Origin of the sequence: Buttiauxella ferragutiae, from assembly GCF_022637515.1 — a bacterium.
Lineage (GTDB): Bacteria > Pseudomonadota > Gammaproteobacteria > Enterobacterales > Enterobacteriaceae > Buttiauxella > Buttiauxella ferragutiae.
The window spans coordinates 154,296-176,603 of record NZ_CP093332.1 but is presented as its reverse complement, the minus strand read 5'-3'; the positions used below and the strand labels follow the sequence as shown (position 1 = coordinate 176,603).

23 protein-coding genes are annotated in these 22,308 nt (G+C 52.3%); 7 read left to right on the top strand and 16 right to left on the bottom strand.

Annotated features, from left to right (window positions below; all coding sequences use genetic code 11):
• Positions 1-86 precede the first annotated feature (86 nt).
• The 5 genes from livF to livK form a co-directional block, all read right to left on the bottom strand.
• On the bottom strand, positions 87-800 hold the full coding sequence (gene livF / locus MNO13_RS00755) for a high-affinity branched-chain amino acid ABC transporter ATP-binding protein LivF (RefSeq protein WP_064542553.1): 714 nt from the start codon (positions 798-800) through the stop codon (positions 87-89).
• Between the two features lie 17 nt (positions 801-817).
• Positions 818-1,585 (bottom strand): high-affinity branched-chain amino acid ABC transporter ATP-binding protein LivG, encoded by a 768-nt coding sequence (livG, locus tag MNO13_RS00750; RefSeq protein ID WP_121814693.1) that lies wholly within the window; start codon positions 1,583-1,585, stop codon positions 818-820.
• A complete protein-coding gene (locus tag MNO13_RS00745) occupies positions 1,582-2,868 on the bottom strand; it encodes a high-affinity branched-chain amino acid ABC transporter permease LivM (protein ID WP_064542345.1) in 1,287 nt (428 codons plus the stop codon). The genes livG and MNO13_RS00745 overlap by 4 nt, the downstream gene beginning before the upstream one ends.
• The gene (livH, locus tag MNO13_RS00740) at positions 2,865-3,791 is read right to left on the bottom strand and encodes a high-affinity branched-chain amino acid ABC transporter permease LivH (protein WP_121814692.1); all 927 of its coding nucleotides are present in this window, start codon (positions 3,789-3,791) and stop codon (positions 2,865-2,867) included. Before livH ends, MNO13_RS00745 begins: the two co-directional genes overlap by 4 nt.
• Before the next feature lie 72 nt (positions 3,792-3,863).
• A complete protein-coding gene (gene livK / locus MNO13_RS00735; RefSeq protein ID WP_121814691.1) occupies positions 3,864-4,973 on the bottom strand; it encodes a high-affinity branched-chain amino acid ABC transporter substrate-binding protein LivK in 1,110 nt (369 codons plus the stop codon).
• 419 nt (positions 4,974-5,392) lie between these two features.
• On the opposite strand from livK, the gene panM reads away from it, so the two are divergent.
• Positions 5,393-5,773, top strand: coding sequence for an aspartate 1-decarboxylase autocleavage activator PanM (gene panM / locus MNO13_RS00730; protein WP_064542336.1), 381 nt, complete (start codon positions 5,393-5,395; stop codon positions 5,771-5,773).
• A 121-nt stretch (positions 5,774-5,894) separates the two neighbouring features.
• On the opposite strand, the gene MNO13_RS00725 is transcribed toward panM, so the two are convergent.
• The 5 genes from MNO13_RS00725 to ftsY form a co-directional block, all read right to left on the bottom strand.
• Positions 5,895-6,998, bottom strand: coding sequence for a branched-chain amino acid ABC transporter substrate-binding protein (locus MNO13_RS00725; protein ID WP_064542333.1), 1,104 nt, complete (start codon positions 6,996-6,998; stop codon positions 5,895-5,897).
• 221 nt (positions 6,999-7,219) lie between these two features.
• A complete protein-coding gene (rpoH, locus tag MNO13_RS00720; RefSeq protein ID WP_034499532.1) occupies positions 7,220-8,074 on the bottom strand; it encodes an RNA polymerase sigma factor RpoH in 855 nt (284 codons plus the stop codon).
• Positions 8,075-8,332: 258 nt separating this feature from the next.
• Positions 8,333-9,403, bottom strand: a complete 1,071-nt coding sequence (gene ftsX, locus MNO13_RS00715; protein ID WP_269811582.1) for a permease-like cell division protein FtsX — start codon at positions 9,401-9,403, stop codon at positions 8,333-8,335.
• The gene (ftsE, locus tag MNO13_RS00710; RefSeq protein WP_064542330.1) at positions 9,381-10,049 is read right to left on the bottom strand and encodes a cell division ATP-binding protein FtsE; all 669 of its coding nucleotides are present in this window, start codon (positions 10,047-10,049) and stop codon (positions 9,381-9,383) included. Before ftsE ends, ftsX begins: the two co-directional genes overlap by 23 nt.
• Positions 10,050-10,051: 2 nt before the next feature.
• Positions 10,052-11,701 (bottom strand): signal recognition particle-docking protein FtsY, encoded by a 1,650-nt coding sequence (gene ftsY / locus MNO13_RS00705; RefSeq protein WP_241939425.1) that lies wholly within the window; start codon positions 11,699-11,701, stop codon positions 10,052-10,054.
• Positions 11,702-11,861: 160 nt separating this feature from the next.
• On the opposite strand from ftsY, the gene rsmD reads away from it, so the two are divergent.
• Together rsmD and MNO13_RS00695 are read left to right on the top strand one after the other, a co-directional pair.
• Positions 11,862-12,437 (top strand): 16S rRNA (guanine(966)-N(2))-methyltransferase, encoded by a 576-nt coding sequence (rsmD, locus tag MNO13_RS00700; RefSeq protein WP_064542324.1) that lies wholly within the window; start codon positions 11,862-11,864, stop codon positions 12,435-12,437.
• Between the two features lie 11 nt (positions 12,438-12,448).
• Positions 12,449-12,718, top strand: coding sequence for a DUF1145 family protein (locus MNO13_RS00695; protein ID WP_064542321.1), 270 nt, complete (start codon positions 12,449-12,451; stop codon positions 12,716-12,718).
• 7 nt (positions 12,719-12,725) lie between these two features.
• Here MNO13_RS00695 and MNO13_RS00690 read toward each other — a convergent pair whose 3' ends face one another.
• Positions 12,726-13,088 (bottom strand): DUF2500 domain-containing protein, encoded by a 363-nt coding sequence (locus MNO13_RS00690; protein ID WP_064542318.1) that lies wholly within the window; start codon positions 13,086-13,088, stop codon positions 12,726-12,728.
• A gap of 143 nt (positions 13,089-13,231) precedes the next feature.
• Between MNO13_RS00690 and MNO13_RS00685 the strand changes: the two genes are divergently transcribed.
• Together MNO13_RS00685 and zntA are read left to right on the top strand one after the other, a co-directional pair.
• A complete protein-coding gene (locus MNO13_RS00685) occupies positions 13,232-13,858 on the top strand; it encodes a lysoplasmalogenase (protein ID WP_064542315.1) in 627 nt (208 codons plus the stop codon).
• 142 nt (positions 13,859-14,000) lie between these two features.
• Entirely contained in the window at positions 14,001-16,199 is a 2,199-nt protein-coding gene (gene zntA, locus MNO13_RS00680; protein WP_241939424.1) for a Zn(II)/Cd(II)/Pb(II) translocating P-type ATPase ZntA, read from the top strand.
• 89 nt (positions 16,200-16,288) lie between these two features.
• Here the strand turns inward: zntA and MNO13_RS00675 are convergent, their stop codons facing one another.
• The 4 genes from MNO13_RS00675 to tusA form a co-directional block, all read right to left on the bottom strand.
• Complete coding sequence (locus MNO13_RS00675) at positions 16,289-17,575, bottom strand: TRAP transporter large permease (protein ID WP_064542309.1); 1,287 nt, start codon at positions 17,573-17,575, stop codon at positions 16,289-16,291.
• Positions 17,576-17,589: 14 nt separating this feature from the next.
• On the bottom strand, positions 17,590-18,099 hold the full coding sequence (locus MNO13_RS00670) for a TRAP transporter small permease (RefSeq protein WP_241939423.1): 510 nt from the start codon (positions 18,097-18,099) through the stop codon (positions 17,590-17,592).
• 34 nt (positions 18,100-18,133) lie between these two features.
• Positions 18,134-19,117: a TRAP transporter substrate-binding protein gene (locus MNO13_RS00665; RefSeq protein WP_064542303.1), complete on the bottom strand. Its 984-nt coding sequence runs from the start codon at positions 19,115-19,117 to the stop codon at positions 18,134-18,136.
• A gap of 198 nt (positions 19,118-19,315) precedes the next feature.
• Positions 19,316-19,561 carry a sulfurtransferase TusA gene (gene tusA, locus MNO13_RS00660; protein ID WP_064542301.1) on the bottom strand — a complete coding sequence of 82 codons (246 nt, stop codon included), beginning with the start codon at positions 19,559-19,561 and terminating at the stop codon, positions 19,316-19,318.
• Between the two features lie 175 nt (positions 19,562-19,736).
• On the opposite strand from tusA, the gene MNO13_RS00655 reads away from it, so the two are divergent.
• Together MNO13_RS00655 and MNO13_RS00650 are read left to right on the top strand one after the other, a co-directional pair.
• The gene (locus MNO13_RS00655) at positions 19,737-20,402 is read left to right on the top strand and encodes a 7-cyano-7-deazaguanine/7-aminomethyl-7-deazaguanine transporter (protein ID WP_064542299.1); all 666 of its coding nucleotides are present in this window, start codon (positions 19,737-19,739) and stop codon (positions 20,400-20,402) included.
• Between the two features lie 72 nt (positions 20,403-20,474).
• Positions 20,475-21,032: a DcrB family lipoprotein gene (locus MNO13_RS00650; protein ID WP_064542296.1), complete on the top strand. Its 558-nt coding sequence runs from the start codon at positions 20,475-20,477 to the stop codon at positions 21,030-21,032.
• 10 nt (positions 21,033-21,042) lie between these two features.
• Here MNO13_RS00650 and MNO13_RS00645 read toward each other — a convergent pair whose 3' ends face one another.
• Positions 21,043-22,266: an MFS transporter gene (locus MNO13_RS00645; RefSeq protein WP_064542547.1), complete on the bottom strand. Its 1,224-nt coding sequence runs from the start codon at positions 22,264-22,266 to the stop codon at positions 21,043-21,045.
• Between the last annotated feature and the right edge of the window lie 42 nt (positions 22,267-22,308).

Genomic DNA, 22,308 nt, shown 5'->3' with positions numbered 1-22,308 from the left:
TGTTACAGTGAGGTGAAGGGAAAGTGGTGATCGGAGTATTGTCATAAAAAAGGAGCCAAACGGCTCCTTGTTGATTAAGCGATAATTTAGCCGCCGAGGTAGGCGCTACGCACCGCTTCGTTAGCCAGCAGCGCGTCGCCGGTGTCTTCCAGTACCACGTGGCCGTTTTCCAGCACGTAGCCACGGTCAGCGAGTTTCAGCGCCTGGTTGGCGTTCTGCTCGACGAGGAAGATGGTCATGCCTTCGCTGCGCAGCTGCTCGATGGTATCGAAAATCTGCTGAATGATGATTGGCGCGAGGCCAAGCGACGGCTCGTCCAGCAGCAGTAAGCGCGGTTGGCTCATCAGCGCACGGCCAATCGCCAGCATTTGCTGTTCACCGCCGGACATGGTTCCCGCACGTTGAATACGGCGTTCCAGCAGGCGCGGGAACAGTTCGTATACGCGTTGGATGCGTTCATGATACTGGTCGCGTTCCGCGAAGAAGCCGCCCATCGCCAGGTTTTCTTCCACCGTCATACGTGAAAACACACGGCGGCCTTCCGGCACAATCGCCACCGCTTCACGCATGATGCGAGCGGTGTGCCAGTCGGTGATGTCTTTGCCATCAAAGGTAATCTTGCCGCTGGATGCGCGCGGGTCACCGCACAGTGTACCCAACAGCGTGGTTTTGCCCGCACCGTTCGCACCAATCAGAGTGACGATTTCGCCCTGTTTAATATGCAGACTGACCCCGTGAAGCGCCTGGATTTTTCCGTAATGGGCGCTCACCTGGTTAAATGACAACATGATATTTTCCATCTTTGCCTCACCCATTCTTATGCTTCACCCAGATACGCGCGGATTACGTCAGGGTTATTCCGGATTTGTTCCGGTGTGCCGTTCGCAAGCGGCGTCCCCTGGTTTACCACGTAAATCCTGTCAGAAATGCCCATGACCAGTTTCATGTCGTGCTCGATTAACAGCACGGTGGTGTTGTGGTGGTTACGTAACTCCATGATTAACTCGTCGAGTTCGTGGGTTTCTTTCGGGTTAAGGCCTGCGGCGGGTTCATCGAGCATCAGGATTTCTGGTTGCGTCACCATACAACGCGCAATCTCCAGGCGACGCTGATCGCCATACGCAAGGTTGCTTGCCTGGCGGTTGGCCTGCTCAAGCAGACCGATACGGTCAAGCCAGATGGCTGCACGATCCAGCGCTTCGCTTTGTGAGCGGCGGAAAGCAGGTGTTTTCAGTAAACCAGCAAACACGCCGGTTTTCAGTTGCTGATGTTGAGCCACCAGCAAGTTTTCAATCACGGTCATTTCACGGAACAGACGCACGTGCTGGAAAGTACGCACCACACCCATCCGCGCGATTTGTTGGCCTGGCAGACCTTCAAGGTGCTGGTCGCGCAACAGAATCGTACCGCCTGATGGCTTGTAAAAACCGGTCAGGCAGTTAAATACCGTGGTTTTACCGGCACCGTTCGGGCCGATTAACGAAACAATTTCTTGTGGATGCAGTTCCAGAGAAACATTGTTTACGGCGAGCAGGCCGCCAAAACGCATCATCAAGCCGTTTACGGATAACAATGGCTGACTCATGCCTGCTCTCCTTTCACTTGTTCCACTTGCTCTTTTTTAAGCTTCAACTGAGGGCGTGACATTGGCAGCAAGCCTTGTGGACGCCAGATCATCATCAGCACCATCAGGCCACCGAGCACCAGCATGCTGTATTCGTTGAGATCACGCATCAGTTCGCGTGACACCACCAACAGGACTGCGGCGAGGATAACGGCAAATTGCGAGCCCATACCGCCTAGCACGACGATCGCCAGCACGAATGCAGATTCGGCAAAGGTGAAGGATTCCGGGCTCACAAAGCCCTGACGGGCCGCAAACAGCGTACCGGCAAAGCCTGCGAACGCGGCGCTGATGGTAAAGGCGGTCAGTTTGATGCGCGTCGGGTTCAGGCCCAGCGAGCGGCAGGCGATTTCGTCTTCACGCAATGCTTCCCATGCGCGACCGAGCGGCATACGCAGCAAGCGGTTAATCACAAACAGCGACAACACCACTAATAGCAACGCGACGAGGTACAGGAAGATAATGCGGTCACCGGGGTTATACGCAACGTTGAAGAAGTTGCTAAAGGTATCCCAACCCCCTTCACGCGCGCTACGGCTGAATTCCAGACCAAACAACGTTGGTTTTGGGATCTGGCTGATACCGTTCGGCCCACCAGTAATTTCGGTGTTGTTAAGCAGTAAAATACGGACGATTTCACCAAAGCCGAGCGTCACAATCGCCAGGTAGTCACCGCGTAAACGCAGCACCGGGAAGCCGAGCAGGAAACCCGCCGCCGCAGACACCAGGCCCGCGATTGGCAAGCACGTCCAGAACCCTAAGCCGTAATAATGGTTGAGCAACGCGAAGGTATAAGCGCCGATGGCATAAAAACCGCCATAGCCCAGAACCAGCAAGCCGGACAACCCCACCACCACGTTCAGGCCCAGGCCGAGAATGATATAAATCATGGTCAGCGTGGCGATGTCGACCGTGCCGCGTGAAACCACAAACGGCCACGCAACCGCGAGCACCAGCAGCGCCAACAGGAACAGTTTTTGCTTCGGCGTAGAACCGTCTAACGCAGGCAGCACAAACTTCGGTCCGGAGACTTTTTTCATGCCTTTCTGGAATGCAGGGCGCAGCAACTGGAAGACGAAGACAATCGCCGTACCAATCAGAACCCACTCCCAGCGCACCGTTTCCGCACTGTGAACGACAAGTTTAGTCCCATCGAGACTCAGCTGAACGCCCATAAAGACGCCCGCCAGCACGAAAAATATCGCCGCCGAAAGCAGCGCAAGAACAACATGCATCGGTTTCATACTTTTTCTACCTCCGGACGGCCCAGGATACCGGTTGGCATCACCAACAGAACCACGATGAGCAGTGCAAAGGAGACAACATCTTTATATTCGGTGCTCAGATACGCCGAGGTCAGCGCTTCTGCAACACCTAAAATCAGGCCACCAATCATCGCGCCAGGAATACTGCCGATACCACCAAGAACCGCTGCGGTGAAGGCTTTCATCCCGGCCATAAAGCCGATGTATGGGTTGATAACGCCGTAGAATTGGCCGAGCAGAACGCCCGCTACCGCCGCCATAGCAGCGCCAATCACGAAGGTCAGGGAGATAACGCGGTCGGTGTTGATACCGAGCAGGCTCGCCATTTTCAAATCTTCTGCACACGCACGGCACGCACGCCCCATGCGTGAGTAACGAATAAATAGCGTCAGTGCCAGCATCGCGATGAACGTCACGACCCAAATAACCAGCTGCATGGTGGTAATGGTTGCAGTGAAGTTTTCGCTGGCACCCACCACCCACTGGCCGTTAAACAGGCTTGGCAGTGCGATATCGCGTGAACCTTCAGTGAGGCTGACGTAGTTTTGCAGGAAGATCGACATCCCGATAGCAGAGATCAGTGCAATCAGTCGCTTAGAGTTACGCACCGGTTTATACGCGACACGTTCGATGCTCCAGCCGTAAGCACTGGCAATAACAATCGCGCCAATGAAACCGGCGCCGACCAGCATCCAGCCCACATCAATGCCCAGCATCATCAGCGCTGCGATGATCATGAACGAGACATAGCTGCCAATCATATACACCTCGCCGTGGGCGAAGTTGATCATGCCGATAATGCCGTAAACCATGGTGTAACCGATGGCAATCAACGCATAAGTGCTGCCCAGCGTGACGCCGTTAAACATCTGCTGCAGGAAGTAGAGGAACTGCTCGGACATACAATAACCTTATTTATTTCCCCTCCAGCGCATAGCCGCCGGAGAGGAGGGATGACCCAGAATTATCAGCCGTTACTTCGCCACAGAGGACGAACCGTCGGCATGCCACTGGAAGACACCAAATTCAAATCCCTTCAGATCGCCTTTCTCATCCCAGTTCAGCGGCCCAATCACGGTTTTCGCACCGTTTTCTTTTAAGTCTTTAATTAAATCAGCAGGTTCTTCACTACCAGTACGCTCAAGCGAGGTCGCCAGAGATTGCACCGCAGCGTAGGTGATCCACACATACGGGCCGCTTGGATCTTTCTTCTCAGCTTTCAGTTCATCAACGATAACTTTGTTCGCCGGGTCCTGGTCATAGCGTTTTGGCATGGTGACTAACATCCCTTCACCCGCCGCACCCGCGATGTTGGACAGCGATGCGTTACCCACACCTTCTGGTCCCATAAACTGGGTTTTCAGGCCAACAGCACGCGCCTGACGCAGGATCTGACCCATTTCCGGGTAGTAACCGCCGTAGTAAACGAAGTCGATGTTTTCTTTTTGCAGACGCGCAACCAGCGTGGAGAAATCTTTGTCGCCCGCGGTGATCCCGTCGAAGAAGACGATGTCCGCGCCGCCTTTTTTCAGGCCATCTTGTACAGAGCGCGCCAGGCCTTCGCCGTACTGCTGTTTGTCATGAATGATGGCGATGCGCTTTGGCTTCACGGTTTCAAGAATGTATTTAGAGGCGGTTGGGCCCTGAGAAGAATCCAGGCCAGCGGTACGCATAATCATTTTGTAGCCGCGGCTTGTCAGCTCTGGGTTAGTCGCACCAGGGGTAATCATCAGAATGCCTTCGTCTTCGTAGATATCAGACGCTGGCTGAGTAGAAGAGGAGCAGAGGTGGCCGATAACGTAACGCACACCGTCGTTGACGATTTTGTTGGCAACCGCAACGGCTTGTTTCGGGTCACAAGCATCATCGTATTCAACCGCAACAAGTTTGTCGCCTTTGATGCCGCCTTTAGCGTTGATGTCTTTGATTGCCTGGCGAGCACCGTTGAATTCCATGTCGCCCCACTGCGCAACCGGCCCTGACATAGCACCAACAACCGCAACCTTAATGTCTGCTGCCGCTGCCGCGTGAGACACCGCCAAAGCAACAAACCCGGCGAGTAATGTCTTCGCGTTTACTTTCATTCTTTGAATCCCCATTTATCGTGATTTTGTGGTTTTATTATGGTCAAAAAGCATGCTGTTCACTTTTCAACCTTTAGCCATTTTTATGAGTGTCGTTAAGGGCTTAGCGTTAATATTTACAATATTTAAGGCTAAACTCTCTATTTTTCAGGCTATTAAGCAAAGATATTATTCTGTATTTGATGATAGTTAAACAAAAAAAAGCACCTTTTTCAGCATAAAATAGCGATACAAAGAGCGGAATAAAACACTAGGTTTTAGGGTTTTATACTGGCCATTTTTCAATCCACCACTTATCAAACTGGCATACGTTTGAGGCAAAAATTAATCGTCTGGTATATGGCAGATAAAAGATAAAGCGTCTGACGCAAATAAATTGGTTACACTCGGGGTTTTCCCGCTTTTTGGTTAGCTCGCTTATGAAACTCACCATCATTCGTCTGTTTGAGTGTAGTGCTCAGGATAAGATTGATCTTGCAAAGATCTGGCCGGAATATTCCAGCGCCTCACTGGCTCTTAGTGACGCCCACCGTATTTACGCGGCAAAATTTAACGATCGGCTATTAGGCGCGGTACGCGTCACACTTGCGGGTGCCGAAGGCGCTTTAGATTCGCTGCGGGTACGTGAAATTACCCGTCGTCGTGGCGTTGGGCAGTATTTAGTCGAAGAGGTGATTCGCGATAACCCAGGCATCACCAGTTGGTGGATGAGTGACGTTGGTGTGGAAGAGCGTGATGTTATGACGGCGTTTATGCGGGCGGTAGGGTTTGCGGAGCAAAGTGGTGGTTGGGGGAAATGAGATGAATGCGTCGGATGACGCTGGCGCTTATCCGACCTACGAAAACCGTGCCCTGTAGGGTGGATAAGCGCCAGCGTCATCCAGCAAAATACCCGCTCTACAAGAGCGGGTATTGTAAAACTTACTTAGCGTCAGTCGCTGTACCGTTGGCATGCCAGGTAAACACGCCAAACTCAAAGCCTTTCAAATCCCCTTTCGCATCCCAGCTCAATGGACCCATTACGGTTTCCACAGAAGCGCCTTTCAGATAAGTAGCGATTTCAGCCGGATCTTCTGACTTGTTCAGGCCCGCAGCCAGAGATTGCAGCGCTGCGTAGGTTGTCCAGACGAATGCGCCACTTGGGTCTTGTTTCTTCGCTTTGATGGCATCCACAACTGGTTTGTTCGCAGGAACCTGGTCGTAGTTCTTAGGTTTGGTGACTAACAAGCCTTCAGCAGATTCGCCGGCGATGTTAGACAGAGAAACGTTTGCCACACCTTCTGGCCCCATGAACTGAGTTTTCAGGCCTGCTGCGCGAGACTGACGCAGGATCTGGCCCATTTCTGGGTGGTAACCACCGTAATACACGAAGTCGATGCTTTCTTTCTTCAGACGCGCTACCAGCGTGGAGAAGTCTTTCTCGCCGGCAGTGATACCGTCAAAGAACACTACGTTTGCGCCGCCTTTTTTCAGGTTGTCCTGAACAGAGCGAGCCAGGCCTTCGCCGTACTGTTGTTTGTCATGAATGATCGCGATGTTTTTCGGTTTTACGTGATCAAGAATGTATTTTGCCGCCGTTGGGCCCTGATCAGAATCCAGGCCGGTAGTACGCATTGTCAGTTTGTAACCACGCGCAGTCAGCTCAGGTGCTGTTGCCGCCGGGGTAATCATCAGAATGCCTTCGTCCTCGTAGATGTCAGACGCAGGCTGAGTGGAAGAAGAACACAGGTGGCCGATAACGTATTTGATGCCATCGTTAACCACTTTGTTGGCGACCGCTACCGCTTGTTTCGGGTCACAAGCGTCGTCGTATTTGGTGATAACCAGTTTGTCGCCTTTGATGCCGCCTTTGGCATTAATATCTGCAACCGCTTGTTCTGCACCGGTAAATTCCTGGTCGCCATATTGTGCAACCGGGCCAGACATCGCCCCAACTACCGCTACTTTGATATCCTTCGCAAATGCCGCGTTGCTCATCGCAAGTGCAATACAACCAGCCAATAATGCTTTGCCCTTCATTTTCATCCTGAGATCCCCATTTTTGTTGTGATTGGTATTTGTTGTGTTGTTTTGGCACGGTTTTATTTTTGATTGACGAATACCGCGTGTGCCTTCGCCGCACTCAGAGTTAAAAACATACCCGAATTTGCGGCTTTTGGAATAACAATTTTTTCACAAGTTGAATGGGAAAGTGACAGGCATAAAAAAACCGCCCCGGAAGGCGGTTTTTTATCTGACGAAATAACTTACGCTTCGATGGCCATGCGCAGTTTTTTCATCGCGTTCTTTTCAAGCTGGCGTACACGCTCAGCGGAAACGCCGTAACGGTCGGCCAGTTCTTGCAGCGTGCTTTTGTTGTCTTCATCAAGCCAACGGGCACGGATAATATCCTGGCTGCGTTCATCCAGACCTAGCATGGCATCGCTGAGTTTATCAGCCGCGTGCGATTCCCAGTTGTCGTCTTCAATGCCATCGGCAAAGTTAGAAGACTTATCCTGCAAGAACAGCACAGGAGCCATTGGCGCGCTGTCTGAATCGTCGTCGTTGCCCATGTCGAACGTCATGTCCTGCGCCGCCATGCGCGATTCCATTTCACGGACATCTTTGCTGGAAACCCCCAGCTCGTTGGCGACCATTTCCACTTCGTCCTGGTTGAACCAACCCAGACGTTGCTTGGTTTTACGCAGGTTAAAGAACAACTTACGTTGTGCTTTAGTGGTTGCCACTTTCACAATACGCCAGTTACGCAGCACGTATTCGTGAATTTCAGCTTTAATCCAGTGCACAGCAAACGACACCAGACGGACACCCACTTCCGGGTTAAAGCGGCGCACAGCCTTCATCAGGCCGATGTTGCCTTCCTGAATCAAGTCAGCCTGCGGCAAGCCATAGCCCGAGTAATTACGAGCGATATGAACAACAAAGCGCAGGTGAGACAGGATCAGCCTTTTCGCTGCTTCCAGATCGCCCTGGTAATGCAGCTTTTCAGCCAGCTCCTTCTCTTCCTCAGCCGTTAACATCGGCCAGGAATTAGCGGCCCGGATATAAGATTCCAGGTTACCAACAGGGGCTAAAGCTAAATTTTGCATTTCTTTGGTCATTCAAACCCTCTCTTAGAAACTAAAGTACAGGTTGCTACAATCTTGCTGCACCAGGCTATTCGCCAGGCGCCAAACCGTACCATTCACAGTAACCTCAGACAGTGAGGTTATCCACAAGTTCACTGTAAAGCTGTGCTTGTATTACACACAAAATGTGACAGAGCTATGAAACTGGGCAGGAGAAACACTAACCGAGGTGGGAGCGTGTCCCCTGCTGACGGGTACTTCGTAGCAGGGGACAAGTATATCAAAAAATTTTTACTCTGGGGTAAAACGACGTAAATGTTGCACGGTCGCGATCCACGCCGCCAGCCAACCGCTCATCGACGCCACCAGCAGCAACAGCAAGCATTCGTCGAAACCTAAGCCCGTGAGGTCAAACTTAGTGCCAAATACTTGTGCGACTTGCGTGACCGCAGAGGACAATCGCCACACCAGAATTTCAGTCAGAATCAGCGACAAAAATGCGCCGCTGAAACCTAACAGTGCACCACCGTACAGGAACGGGCGCAGGATAAATCCATCGGTAGCACCAATCAGTTTTTGCACGTTGATGGTGTCGCGACGGGCAAAGATGCTCAGACGTACGCTGTTACCAATCACCAGGAACACCGCTGCAACCATCAACACGCCAATCATTGCTGCGACACGCCCCACAAGACCGGTCAGCGAGGCAAGACGAGCAAACCAGCTGTCATCCATACGGACTTCATCGACACCGTTAATCCGTGCCACGCGGTCACGCAAGGTATTCAGATGGTCGGTAGTCTGGAAGTCGAGTTTTGGATTCACCACCGCAACCGCAGGCAGCGGGTTTTCTTCCAGCATATCCAGCGCGCCACCAAAGCCCGACCAGTTGCGGAACTCACCCAGCGCTTCGTCACGCGAAAGATAGTTAACTTTATCGACGCCCTCTTCCGCCTGAATCGCGCCGACGACTTGCTGCGCGGCGTTATCATCGAGCGCTTTGTCGAGATAAACGGTGATTTGCGGGGAAGGATAATATTGCGTAGCGGCCTGATTGACGTTCTTGTAAACCATGTAGCACACGCTTGGCAACGTCAGGGAAATGGCAATCACCATCACCGTCAGGAAGGTGGCTAAAGGCTTGCTGCGCAGGTCTTGTAAAGCACCCTGCCAGGCGTAACGGAATTGTTCGTTTACGCCGCCTTTGAGCGATTTACTTTTCGACTGAGGCCCTTTGCCGCGTTTTTTCACCGAGCGGCCTAAATCCCCTAACTTACTCAGCGAGTTGATTTTATCCAGCCTGTTGCTGAAGCGCTTTATATGATTGAGCGCGCTGCGTTTATTCACCTGCCAGGCCTCCATGCAAATGGCCGTCACTTAACGTCAACATGCGATAGTTACGGCGGGAAATCAGCCCCATATCGTGCGTCGCCATCAGAACCGTTACGCCGACGCGGTTAAATTCCTCGAACAGACGTAAAATCCCTTCCGAGAGTGCATCATCAAGGTTACCGGTTGGTTCATCTGCCAGCAACACAGCGGGCTTATTCACAACCGCGCGGGCAATCCCCACACGCTGTTGTTCACCACCAGAGAGTTGGATCGGGAAACTTTTCGCTTTATCGAGCAGGCCGACTTTATCGAGTGCCGCCGAAACACGGCGGCGAATGTCTTCACCGCTGGCACCCGCGATAATCAGCGGGATAGCCACGTTGTCGTACACGGTTCTGTCCATCAACAAATGGTGATCCTGGAAGATCATGCCAATCTGACGACGCAGGAACGGCACTTCGCGGCTCTTGAGGCGGCTAATATCATGGCCGCCAAAAGCAATTTTCCCCGCACTTGGCCGCTCAATACCGCAGATAAGCTTGAGCAGAGTACTTTTCCCTGCTCCAGAGTGACCGGTCAGAAAAGCCATCTCACCAGGTTGCATATGGAAGGTCACTCCCTGCAACGCTTGTCTCCCGCCGAGATAGGCCTTACTAACGTGTTCAAAGCGAATCATGGTTAATCCTCTCGGGCAAAAAGTGCCTCAATAAAATCGCCCGCATTAAACGGACGCAAGTCCTCAATACGCTCGCCGACGCCAATATAGCGAATCGGAATACCAAACTGATCGGCAACGGAGAAAATCACGCCGCCTTTGGCTGTACCGTCCAGTTTGGTTAGCGTAATGCCTGTCAATCCAACGGCTTCATGGAACAATTTAGCCTGGCTAATCGCGTTCTGACCCGTGCTGGCATCGAGGGTGAGCATAACCTCATGCGGTGCATCTTCGTCCAGTTTTTTCATTACGCGGACGATTTTCTTCAGCTCTTCCATCAGGTGCGCTTTGTTCTGCAAACGCCCTGCAGTATCCGCCAGAAGTACATCGACGTTACGCGCTTTCGCAGCCTGAATGGCATCGAAAATCACTGACGCAGAATCAGCACCAGTATGCTGGGCAATAACCGGAATATTGTTGCGATCGCCCCATACCTGCAATTGTTCTACCGCTGCGGCACGGAATGTATCACCCGCTGCCAGCATTACAGATTTACCTTCTTGCTGGAACTGACGCGCCAGTTTGCCGATGGTGGTGGTTTTACCCACTCCGTTAACACCGACCATCAGGATAACAAATGGTGTTTTGCCTTCAACTTTCAGTGGCTCATCGACTTTCGCGAGGATTTCGCCCATCTCTTCTTTCAGCAGGCCGTATAACGCTTCGGCGTCACGCAACTCTTTGCGGCTCGCACCTTCTGTCAGATTGGTGATGATTTTGCGTGTGGTTTCGACGCCCACATCGGCGATAAGCAACTGCTCTTCGAGTTCTTCAAACAGATCATCGTCGATTTTCTTGCCGCGGAATAGACTGATAAATCCGGAACCGAGGTTCTGTTTAGTCTTAATTAAGCTGCGTTTGAGACGCGCAAAGAAACCTTCTTTGGTTGGTTTTTCTTGTTCTTGCTGAGGCTCTTGTTCTTGCTGAGGTTCTTCTTCAGCCGGAGATTCTTCGGCTTCTTCAGGTTCCAGCTCGGCCTGCACTTCTTCAACAACGATGGCAGCAACAGGAATAGCTTCAATCAGCGCTTCCTCAACAACCACGTTTTCTACCGGAAGAATGGTCACTTCTTCAGGTTCAGCAAGCGCCTCAGGCTCAACAACATCTTCAACAATATCTTCAACAACAACTGGCTCTTGCTCCGGCTGCCACTCTTCTGGCTCCGGTACTGGCTCAATTTCTGGAGCGATCTCTTCTGGAACCGGCAACTCTTTGTGTTCAACAGCAACTAGTGCCGTTACTTCAGGTTCTGGAGTGATTTCAGGCTCAACCACCACCACTTCGCTCTCCGCGAGCTTTTCGGTGACTTCGACGATCTCTTCTGCGAAGGCTTCGGGCTCTTCGTGCTTATCAAGCACCACAGGTTCGGCTTCAGGCAGAGTTACTGGCTGAATTTCAGGTTGAACCTCTGTCTGGATTTCTGGCTTAGCGTCGTCAGGCTGTACAGTTTCTTCCGCCGCTTGTGGCTGTTCAGGCTCAATAGCCTGCTCAACAACTTCTTCGGCAACTGCTTGTTCTTCTGTTACTTTTTGTTCTGATTCTGCTTCAGAAGCCTGCTCTTTCTGGCCAAAGCCTAGCCATGAAAAAAAGCCACGTTTTTTCTCTTTCGCCATTTGCGAACACACCCCTCGCTGTTAATTCATGGCACAGGCCCGATTGAGCTTGCCACGGGCACTGAAAATAATTATCGAATGAATACGTTAGTCTATCACTTTCCCCGCTTTACACACACCGTTACACTAGACGGCAAGAAATTGCATCGCAGTGAGTCTCATGAAAAAACCGCAATCTACTGGCACCGGCCAGATCCGTATTATTGGCGGCCAATGGCGCGGCCGTAAACTGCCCGTCCCAGACAGCCCTGGCCTGCGTCCAACAACGGATAGAGTACGTGAAACCCTGTTTAACTGGCTGGCACCGTCAATGGTCGAGGCTACCGTGCTGGACTGCTTTGCCGGAAGCGGTGCGCTGGGGCTGGAAGCCTTATCGCGTTACGCCACCAGCGCTACCTTGCTGGAGATGGACCGCCATGTTTCGCAACAGTTGCAAAAGAATCTCGCCACCTTAAAAGCGGCTAATGGAAAAGTAGTGAACACCAATACGCTCAATTTCCTGGCACAACCTGGCGAGCCGCACACTATCGTGTTTGTTGATCCGCCTTTCCGCAAAGGGTTGTTGGACGAGACATTAGCGCTGTTAGAAAGCAATGGCTGGCTGGCAGACGAAGCACTGATTTACGTTGAAAGCGAAGTTGAAAATGGCATGCCCGCAGTGCCAGCAAGCTGGTCGCTGCATCGTGAAAAAGTCGCAGGCCAGGTCGCTTACCGTTTATTTAGTCGTGAAATTTAAGGAACGACATCATGCTGATTAATATAGGCCGCTTGTTGATGCTGGGCGTTTGGGGATTTTTGTTATTAAATATTTTCCAGCCGTTCCCACGGCCGCTGAATATCTTTGTTAACGTCGCGCTGATCTTCACCGTGTTGATGCACGGTATGCAGCTGGCGCTGCTGAAATCAACCCAACCGAAAGATAGCCCGCCGTTGAGCCGTGCTCAGCAAATTAAGATTTTCATCTTTGGGGTGTTTGAGTTGCTGGTCTGGCAGAAGAAACTCCGCCAGGGCAAGTAAAGTCATCCTATTGGGGGTCGGGGATGAAGCCAACAAACCGCGTCCCCTTATACTGCAACGTCCCCGTATCTCCGACACTCATCGCATGATACTGCACCGCCGCCACACGCATTTTCAGATCCAACCCGCCGCTGAGTGGGCGAAACCAAACCTCATAACGCATCGAGTCTTCAACCGGCGTGACTTCACGTTGCCGTGAGCGACGTTCATTACCTGGCGTTTCGCGTTTCGTCGCCACCTGCACATGACTTTGCAGCACTGGCGCTGCATCATTTTCCGCATTCTGACGACGCTGCTGCACAAAGCGAAACGATGCCGCCACGATGATTACCGCCACAACAGCAATGAAGAAAAGTGGCATTTTACTCATAGATTTATCTCGTATTGTCAGGCACTTTTAAGAATACCCTGCCGCTCAGAATATTGTCATCTGGCGCTATTGGTCACTAGACTGACAGGTAGAATCTTGCTTTTAGTACGGTACATTTTAATTTAATACCCTAAGGACAAGCCATGCTTTGGTCATTTATCGCTGTATTCCTCTCCGGCTGGCTCTACGTTGATGCCTCCTATCGCGGGCCAACCTGGCAACGCTGGGTCTTCAAACCTGTCACCCTTTTACTTTTATTACTGCTGGCCTGGCAAGCGCCAATGTTCAACGCAACAGGCTATTTGATCCTCGCGGGGCTTGCGGCAACGCTGCTCGGTGACGCTCTCACCCTGCTGCCCACTCAGCGCATGCTGTACGCCATCGGGGCATTTTTCCTCTCTCACCTGCTGTATACCCTCTATTTTGCCAGTCAGATGACCTTTAGTTTGTTCTGGCCTTTACCGCTGATTTTGTTAGTGGTGGGGGCGTTATTAGTGGCAGTGATTTGGACGCGACTCGAAACGTTCCGCTGGCCGATTCTGACGTTTATTGGCATGACGCTGGTGATGGTTTGGCTGGCCGGTGAGCTGTATTTCTACCTGCCAACGCGCCCAAGTTTCTCGGCCTTTGTGGGTGCCGCGCTACTGCTTTTAGGCAATATTGTTTGGTTGGGTAGCCACTATCGCCGCCGCTTTACGGGCGACAGCGCTATCGCCGCGGCCTGCTATTTTGCCGGGCACTTTATGATTGTCCGCGCGTTGTACATTTGAGGCTAAACAGTGTCGGATGGCGCAAGCTTATCCGACCTACAAATGCCGCGAACTTAATCTGGAAAATTTCCCTCTTGACTCTGGAGTCAACTCCAGAGAGTAACATGGGTAATGAGAACATTATCATTACCCAGGAGGGCACATGCTCAACTCCCAAAAACCACCGCAATTTGCTAAAGCAAAGCTCAGTCCATTGCCTGCGCAAACGTCCTCCTGCTGTAACAACGACACCTGCAACGCAGCACCGGAAGCAGAAACCATTCCTGACACCGGTGAGCGTTATAGCTGGCTGGTTGATGGCATGGACTGCGCCGCCTGTGCTCGCAAAGTTGAAAATGCGGTGAAGCAACTGGCGGATGTCCAGCGCGTGCAGGTGCTATTCGCCACCCAAAAACTGCTGGTGACTGCGAGTAGCGATATTCGCCCGCAAGTTGAGAAAGCGGTAAAAGCCGCCGGATACAACCTGCGAAATAGCGCCGCCCCGGCGGAGAAAACATCCAGCTGGCGCGAAAACTTACCACTCATGTTGCTGATCGTGATGATGGCGCTGAGCTGGACTCTTGAACAATTTAACCATCCATTCGGCAAGTTCGCGTTTATCGCCACCACGCTGGTTGGCCTGTGGCCGATAGCCCGCCAGGCGGTGCGCCTGATACGCAGCGGCAATTGGTTCGCCATTGAAACCTTGATGAGCGTCGCAGCCATTGGCGCGCTGTTTATCGGCGCGACCGCCGAAGCCGCGATGGTATTGCTGCTGTTCTTAATTGGCGAACGTCTGGAATCTTACGCTGCCAGCCGCGCACGCCGTGGTGTCAGTGCGCTAATGGCGCTGAAACCGGAAGTCGCTACCCGTATTCGAAACGGCGAGCGCGAAGCTATCGCACTGGCTGAGTTACGCCCGGGCGATGTCATTGAAGTGGCTGCTGGCGGGCGTTTACCTGCTGATGGCCGACTGCTAACGCCATTCGCCAGTTTTGATGAAAGCGCGCTAACAGGCGAATCTATTCCGGTCGAACGCCAGCAAGACGAGAAAGTGCCTGCGGGCAGTACCAGTGTCGACAGGTTAGTGCAGCTCGAAGTGATTTCAGAACCCGGCGACAGCGCCATCGACCGCATCTTGCGTTTAATTGAAGAAGCAGACGAACGCCGTGCACCGATAGAGCGCTTTATCGACCGTTTCAGCCGGATATACACGCCGATTATCATGGCCATTGCGTTACTGGCAGCCGTCGTCCCGCCACTGTTTTTCGGGCAAAGCTGGGATGAGTGGATTTACAAAGGGCTGGCGCTGTTACTGATTGGTTGCCCATGCGCGCTGGTGATTTCTACCCCTGCGGCGATTACCTCCGGGCTTGCCGCCGCCGCTCGACGCGGTGCATTAATCAAAGGCGGAGCCGCACTTGAACGCCTCGGTAAAATTCAGCATATCGCTTTCGATAAAACCGGTACCTTGACCGCGGGTAAACCGCAGGTCACCGCCATTGAAATGAATGGTGAGATTAATGAAAACGAGCTGCTGGCACTGGCGGCGGCGGTAGAACTTGGTTCGTCACACCCGTTAGCACAAGCCATTGTTCGTGAGGCACAAAACCGTGGGCTGGCATTACCGGTGCCCAGCGCCAACCGCGCGCTAGCAGGTATTGGGGTGGAAGCCACTATTAACGGCGAAACCGTGCTCCTGAGCGCACCGGGTAAACTCGCAGAAAACATTCTCGACACCAGCTGGCAGCAGCGAATTACCCAGCTTGAAGCTGAAGGCCAAACGGTGATTGCGGTGGTGCAGCAAAATCGCTTACTCGGCGCGATTGCACTACGAGATACCTTGCGTAGCGATGCTAAACAGGCTGTTGCTGACCTGAGAAAAATCGGGGTGCAGAGCGTGATGTTAACTGGCGATAACCCGCGATCGGCAGCAGCCATCGCTGGGGAATTAGGCATGGATTACCGCGCCAGCCTGCTACCTGCCGATAAAGTCAGCGTGGTGAATGAACTCAACTCCCGTTCATCTCTGGCGATGGTGGGTGATGGCATCAACGATGCGCCAGCCATGAAAGCGGCAACCATCGGCATCGCAATGGGTAGCGGCACGGATGTGGCGCTCGAAACCGCAGATGCGGCGCTTACGCACAACCGCCTGACCGAGCTCGCCAGCATGATTGGCCTCGCCCGCGCAACGCATAACAATATTCGCCAGAACATTACTATAGCATTGGGACTGAAGGGGATTTTCCTGGTGACCACGCTGCTGGGACTCACCGGCCTGTGGCTTGCCGTGTTAGCCGATTCCGGCGCGACGGCACTGGTTACAGCGAATGCGTTGCGGTTGCTGCGCAAAAAATAAAAAAGTCGGGTGACGCTTGCGCTTACCCGACCTACGGAACATCTGGTTTTGTAGGGTGGATAAGCGCAAGCGTCATCCACCGTTTTGCCTTAATTCATGCCCAACATATGCGGTAACCACAACGAAACCGCCGGAATGTAAGTCACCATCGCCAGCACCACCAGCAACACGGCGTAAAACGGCAACATGGCGCGCACCACCACTTCGATTTTCTGTTTACTCACCGCACTGGCAACAAACAGCACCGAACCGACTGGCGGAGTAATCAAACCGATGCCGAGGTTCACCATCATGATCATACCGAAATGCACCGGATCGATGCCCAGCGAATTGGTCACCGGCAGCAAAACTGGCGTGAGGATCAGGATGATCGGCGCCATGTCCATCAAGGTGCCAATCAGCAACAGCATGACGTTGAGATACATCAGGATCACGTATTTGTTGTCAGACAGCGAAGTGAAAAATTCCGTGATACGTGACGGCAACTGCATGAAAGTCATCACCGCGCCAAACGCCGACGCAAAACCAATCAAAATCATTACTATAGAGACCGTTTTTACCGTGCGGAACATCAGCTTTGGTAACTCATTCCATTTGTAATCGCGGTAGATAAACATGGTGACGAAGAATGCCCAGACGCAAGCCACCGCCGCCGATTCTGTCGCCGTAAATACCCCCGTCAGAATCCCGCCGAGAATAATGACCACCGTCATCAAACCCCACAGCGCATCGAAGAAAATTTTCACCGCTTGTTTGAAGGGAATGCGTTCACCTTTTGGGTAACCGCGTTTATGGGCAAAGCCGAGGCACATCACCATCAGGCAGAAACCCAGCAACAATCCTGGTAAAATACCCGCGATAAACAGTGTGGCTATAGAGACCGTACCGCCTGCCGCCAGGGAGTAAATCACCGAGTTATGGCTCGGCGGGATCAAAATCGCCTGCACCGATCCGCTCGCCGTGACCGCTGCTGCATATTCGCGCGGATAACCCTTTTTCTCCATTTCCGGGATCATCACGCTACCGATGGATGCGGTATCCGCCACGGACGATCCGGAAATTGCGCCGAAGAACGTAGAAGCGACGATATTCACCAGTGACAAACCACCACGAATAAACCCAACGAAGATATAAGCAAAGTTCACCAGGCGGCGGGCAATACCGCCTTCCGCCATAATCGCCCCGGCCAGAATGAAGAACGGTATCGCCAGCAGGGTAAATTTATTCACCCCACTGGTGATTTGAATCATGATCGCTTCCAGCGGCAAATCTATCCATAACGCCCCGACAATGGCGCTTAGCCCAACGGCAAAGGCCACGGGCATTCCCACTGCAAGCAGCACCGCAAGTGTCGCTAATAAAATAAATGCGTCCATGTTATCCCCTGGTCTTAACCGTGATTACCCAGCAACACGATTGGGCGGTTCTCTTGAGAGCCAAACAGCAAGCGCTCGACAACAAACAGAATGAGTAAGATCGCGCCCACAGGCAGCGGGAGGTAGGTTTGGCCGGAAGTGAGGAGCGGGAATTCAGCAACTGGCTGTTCCCATAAATCGGCGCACAGGTAGAAGCTGTAATAGAACATCACCAGCGAGATAAGCAGCATCAGCAGATCAACAATGCGTGCGCAAAACGTCTGCAACGCCAGTGGCAGACGGTCTGTCAGCATATTCACTGCGATGTGCGAACCGGCGCGGTAACTCACCGCCGCGCCGATGAACGTGAAGGTCACCATGCAGATAATCGCTACCGGTTCCGGCCAGGACTCCCCACGGTTCAGGACATAGCGCGAGAAAATGCCAATCGGAATAATCACCGTCATCACTAACAGTGAAAACCCCGCAATAATCATCGCCAGCAAATAAACCTTATCCATCAAATCTGAGTAGCGTTGGGACATAAGATCCCCTCCACGCAAGGGTTAGCGATAATAACTACTGAACTTCAGCAATAGCTTTCATCAGGTCCTGATGCTTATCGCCATACTCTTTGCGCACCGGCTCAGTGGCTTTCACAAACCAGGCTTTGTCGATTTCGTGGAACTGAACGCCACCGGCTTTCATTTTTTCCAGCGCTTGTTTGTTGTAAGCATTCCACAGTTCACGCTGTTCCATTTGCGTAGCACGCGCCAGGGTAAGGATTTTTTGCTGCTGGTCAGGCGTCAGTTTGTCCCACTTCACTTTGGAATAAAGCAGCATTTCTGGGGTAATGAAGTGGCCGCTCAACGTGTAGTTTTTGGCGACCGGCATGTAGTTGTGGGCAATAAACGTCGGTGGGTTGTTTTCCGCGCCGTCGATAACGCCGGTTTGCATCCCGCTATACACTTCGCTCACGCCCATTGCGACCGAGTTTGCGCCCATGTCTTTTAGCGTTGCCAGAGCCACTGGGCTACCCTGAACGCGGATTTTCATCCCTTTAAGATCTTCAGGTTTCACCACCGGATTTTTGGTAATCAGGTTACGCGTGCCTGAGTCCATCCAGCCGAGGAACACCAGGCGGGATTTCGGGTTATTCGTCAGCTTAGCGCCAATCTCTTTACCTAAATCGCCGTCAATCACTTTGTGCATATGATCTTCATCGCGGAACACATACGGCAAGGTAAAGACTTCAACATCCGGCAGGATCGCCGCAACCGGTGCCATCGACACACGGATCATGTCGATCGCCCCCATCTGCGCCTGTTCAATCATCTGTTTTTCATCGCCCAGCACACCGCTCGGGAACACTTTGATCTCTAAATCACCATTGGTTTCTTGTTTGAGTTTTTCACCCATATGCTGCACCGCGACCACATTCGGATAACCTTCCGGATGAACGTCGGCAGCTTTAATCACCTGGGCGCAAGCCGTTTGAGCAAACAGAACGGACGCGGTAGACAGACATAAACCAGCAAAAGCAGGCAGAAAGGTCTTCTTCATTGGGTCGCTCCAGCAGAGGTAGAAATTTGAGATAAGAAGTAAAACAATGTTTTAATTTGTAGATTAAAAACTAGACTACGTGGAGAAAAGCGAGGGTGAAGCACTTCACAAAAAGTGACAAAAAATGAAATTGGGGTTCAAAGCAGATGTAAAGCGGGTTCAGAAGCCCGAAGCAAGACGCCAGGGGCTGAAGCGGTTTTATTGCCCTTTACGCAGCAAGTAGCGATAAGGCAATGATTCCACTTGTTTAGCAATAAGCTCGTGTTCCATAAAAACACAAAACCCGGGGATGTCACGCGTGGTCGCGGGGTCATCAGCAATGATAAGTAACGTTTCACCGGCCTGCATATTGCGCACGGTTTTACGCACCATCATCACAGGTTCGGGGCAGCGCAGGCCCAAAGCATCAAGAGTGTGGTCAGGATTGGCAAAAAGATCGGTCATCAGCGGTCTCGTATTTAACAAACCGCGCTAGTTTACCCCCGGCAGATTATCGCGCAAGTCACGTGAACGATTGCGCTAAAATTAACCATTGCAATGCGGGGTTAAAGCAGTATCATCGCCCCCGCTTTAAAAAAGACCAGGGTTCCCTCACCCCTTTCACTAAAAAGGCTACAAAATGACGCAGTTCAATTCTACTCAGCGCACTAAAGCGCTGTTCTGGCTATCGCTATTCCATTTGCTGGTGATTACTTCCAGTAACTATTTGGTGCAATTACCGGTCGCGGTTTTTGGTTTCCATACCACCTGGGGCGCGTTTAGCTTTCCGTTTATCTTCCTCGCAACCGACCTGACGGTACGCATTTTTGGTGCACCGCTGGCTCGACGCATTATTTTTGCCGTGATGCTGCCCGCGCTGGTGATTTCCTACGGTATTTCCGCGCTGTTTTATATGGGTACCTGGCAAGGGTTCGACGCACTTTTGCATTTCAATTTGTTCGTCGCCCGTATCGCTGTTGCCAGCTTTATGGCTTACGCATTGGGGCAGATTCTGGATGTGCACGTGTTTAACCGCCTGCGCCAGAGCCGCTACTGGTGGCTTGCGCCAACGGCATCCACGCTCTTCGGAAATATCAGCGACACACTGTCATTCTTCTTTATTGCTTTCTGGCGCAGCCCGGATGCCTTTATGGCGCAACATTGGGTAGAAATCGCCATCGTCGATTACTGCTTTAAAGTGCTAATCAGCATTGTATTCTTCCTGCCGATGTACGGCGTGCTACTGAATATGTTGTTGAAACGTTTGGCAGATAAGTCTGAAAGTTCGGCGTTGCAGCCGGGTTGACGGTGGTTGAATTATCTTGTGATAAGATGCTGAAATCAGCCGCGAAGGCTTGCTAACGTAAAGGAAGAAGTCATGGGTAATCTGGTAAAATATGTCGGTATTGGCCTGCTGGTATTAGGCCTGGCCGCTTGCGATAACAATGACAGCAAAACAGCCACTGCGAATGAAGCGGCACAAAGCAGCGCAACCGGTCAGCCCGTCAGTTTGCTGGATGGGAAAATCAGCTTTGCACTGCCTGCGGAGATGACTGACCAGAGCGGTAAACTGGGCACTCAGTCAAACAACATGCACGTCTACTCTGATGCATCTGGTCAGAAAGCGGTGATTGTGATTGTTGGCGATGATACTTCTGAAGAGCTGTCAGCTCTGGCGAAACGTCTTGAAGATCAACAGCGTGCCCGTGACCCACAGTTGCAAGTTGTGACCAATAAATCTATCGAGATCAAAGGCCACACGCTGCAGCAGTTAGACACTATTATCTCAGCAAAAGGCCAGACAGCTTACTCGTCGGTTATCCTGGGTAAAATTGATAACCAGCTGTTAACTATGCAAATCACACTGCCTGCTGATAACCAGCAACTGGCGCAAACGGCTGCTGAAAACATCATTAACACCATCACCATTAAGTAATTATTTTCTGTTACTGCTGTGATGATGACACGGCCTCCGGTTGCTCAATCGGGGGCCGTTTTTTTAACTGCCACGCCATCAGTAATGCGATACAAACCAAAGCCGCCGCGGCCAGGTAAATCACCGAAACACCCGCATACGCCATCACGAACCCCGCCAACGGCCCGGTAATCCCCAGCGATAAATCCATAAACACGGTGTAAGTTGCCAGCGCGCTGCCCTGATTTTGTTGCGGTACCATCTTCACCGCCACCACGCCAAGCGCCGGGAACACCAGCGAGAAACCCGCCCCTGTCAGGAATGTACCGGCTTTTGCCATCCACGGTTCAACCGCCAACCCTACCAGCAGCAAGCCAATAATCTCGACCGAGAAACAAATCATCGCCACGTTCAAACCGCCCATGCGGTTAATCCCATTAGGGAAAAGTAAACGCGTGCCGACGAAAGCACAGCTAAACAGCGTGAGCGCGAAGGCTGCGCCGTCCCAGCCTTTGGCATCGTAAAACAGGGTGATAAACGTGGCGATCACCCCAAACCCTGCCGATGCCAGCGCGAGCGCCATTCCGTATGGCCACACACGCCCAAGCACCGCACGAAATGGCAGTGGTTTGCCTTTACTGGCTTTCACCGCCGGGCGCGGAAGCGCCAGCAGCACGGCTATCAGCGCCACTGCCATAATGATTCCCGCTAACAGTTTAAGGCCGCCAAGGTGATAGAACAGCACGCCAAGCGGTGCGCCCATCGCCATCGCGCCATAAGTCACAATACCGTTCCAGGAAATCACCCGTCCAATATGCAACGACCCGACGACACCCACGCCCCAAAGCGTTGAACCGGTACCCGCAAAACTCTGCCCAATCCCTAAAATGACGCGCCCAAGGCAGAGCAACAGCAGGCTAACCAACGGCCATGCGCTACCAAACGCCGCCAGCATGTAGCTCGCGCCACTGAGGAAACAGCCGCACAAACCGAAGATAACGATTTTTTTTGGGCCCAGAATATCGGCGTAACGCCCGGCGTGCGGGCGGCTCAGCAGTGTGGCGAAATACTGGAGGCTAATCACCAGCCCCGCCCAAAACGCGCTGTAGCCCATCACGTCATGAACGTAACCCGGCAATACCGCGAGCGGCAGGCCAATCGTCATATAGCTGGCAAAGTTGAACATCACTACAGAGACAATCTGTAGGTTAAGACGGTAACTGCTTAATGCGGGGGTGGGTGTGAGATCAGGCATGGTCATTCACTTTTAAAACAGCGTTCCTCAGTATATACACTT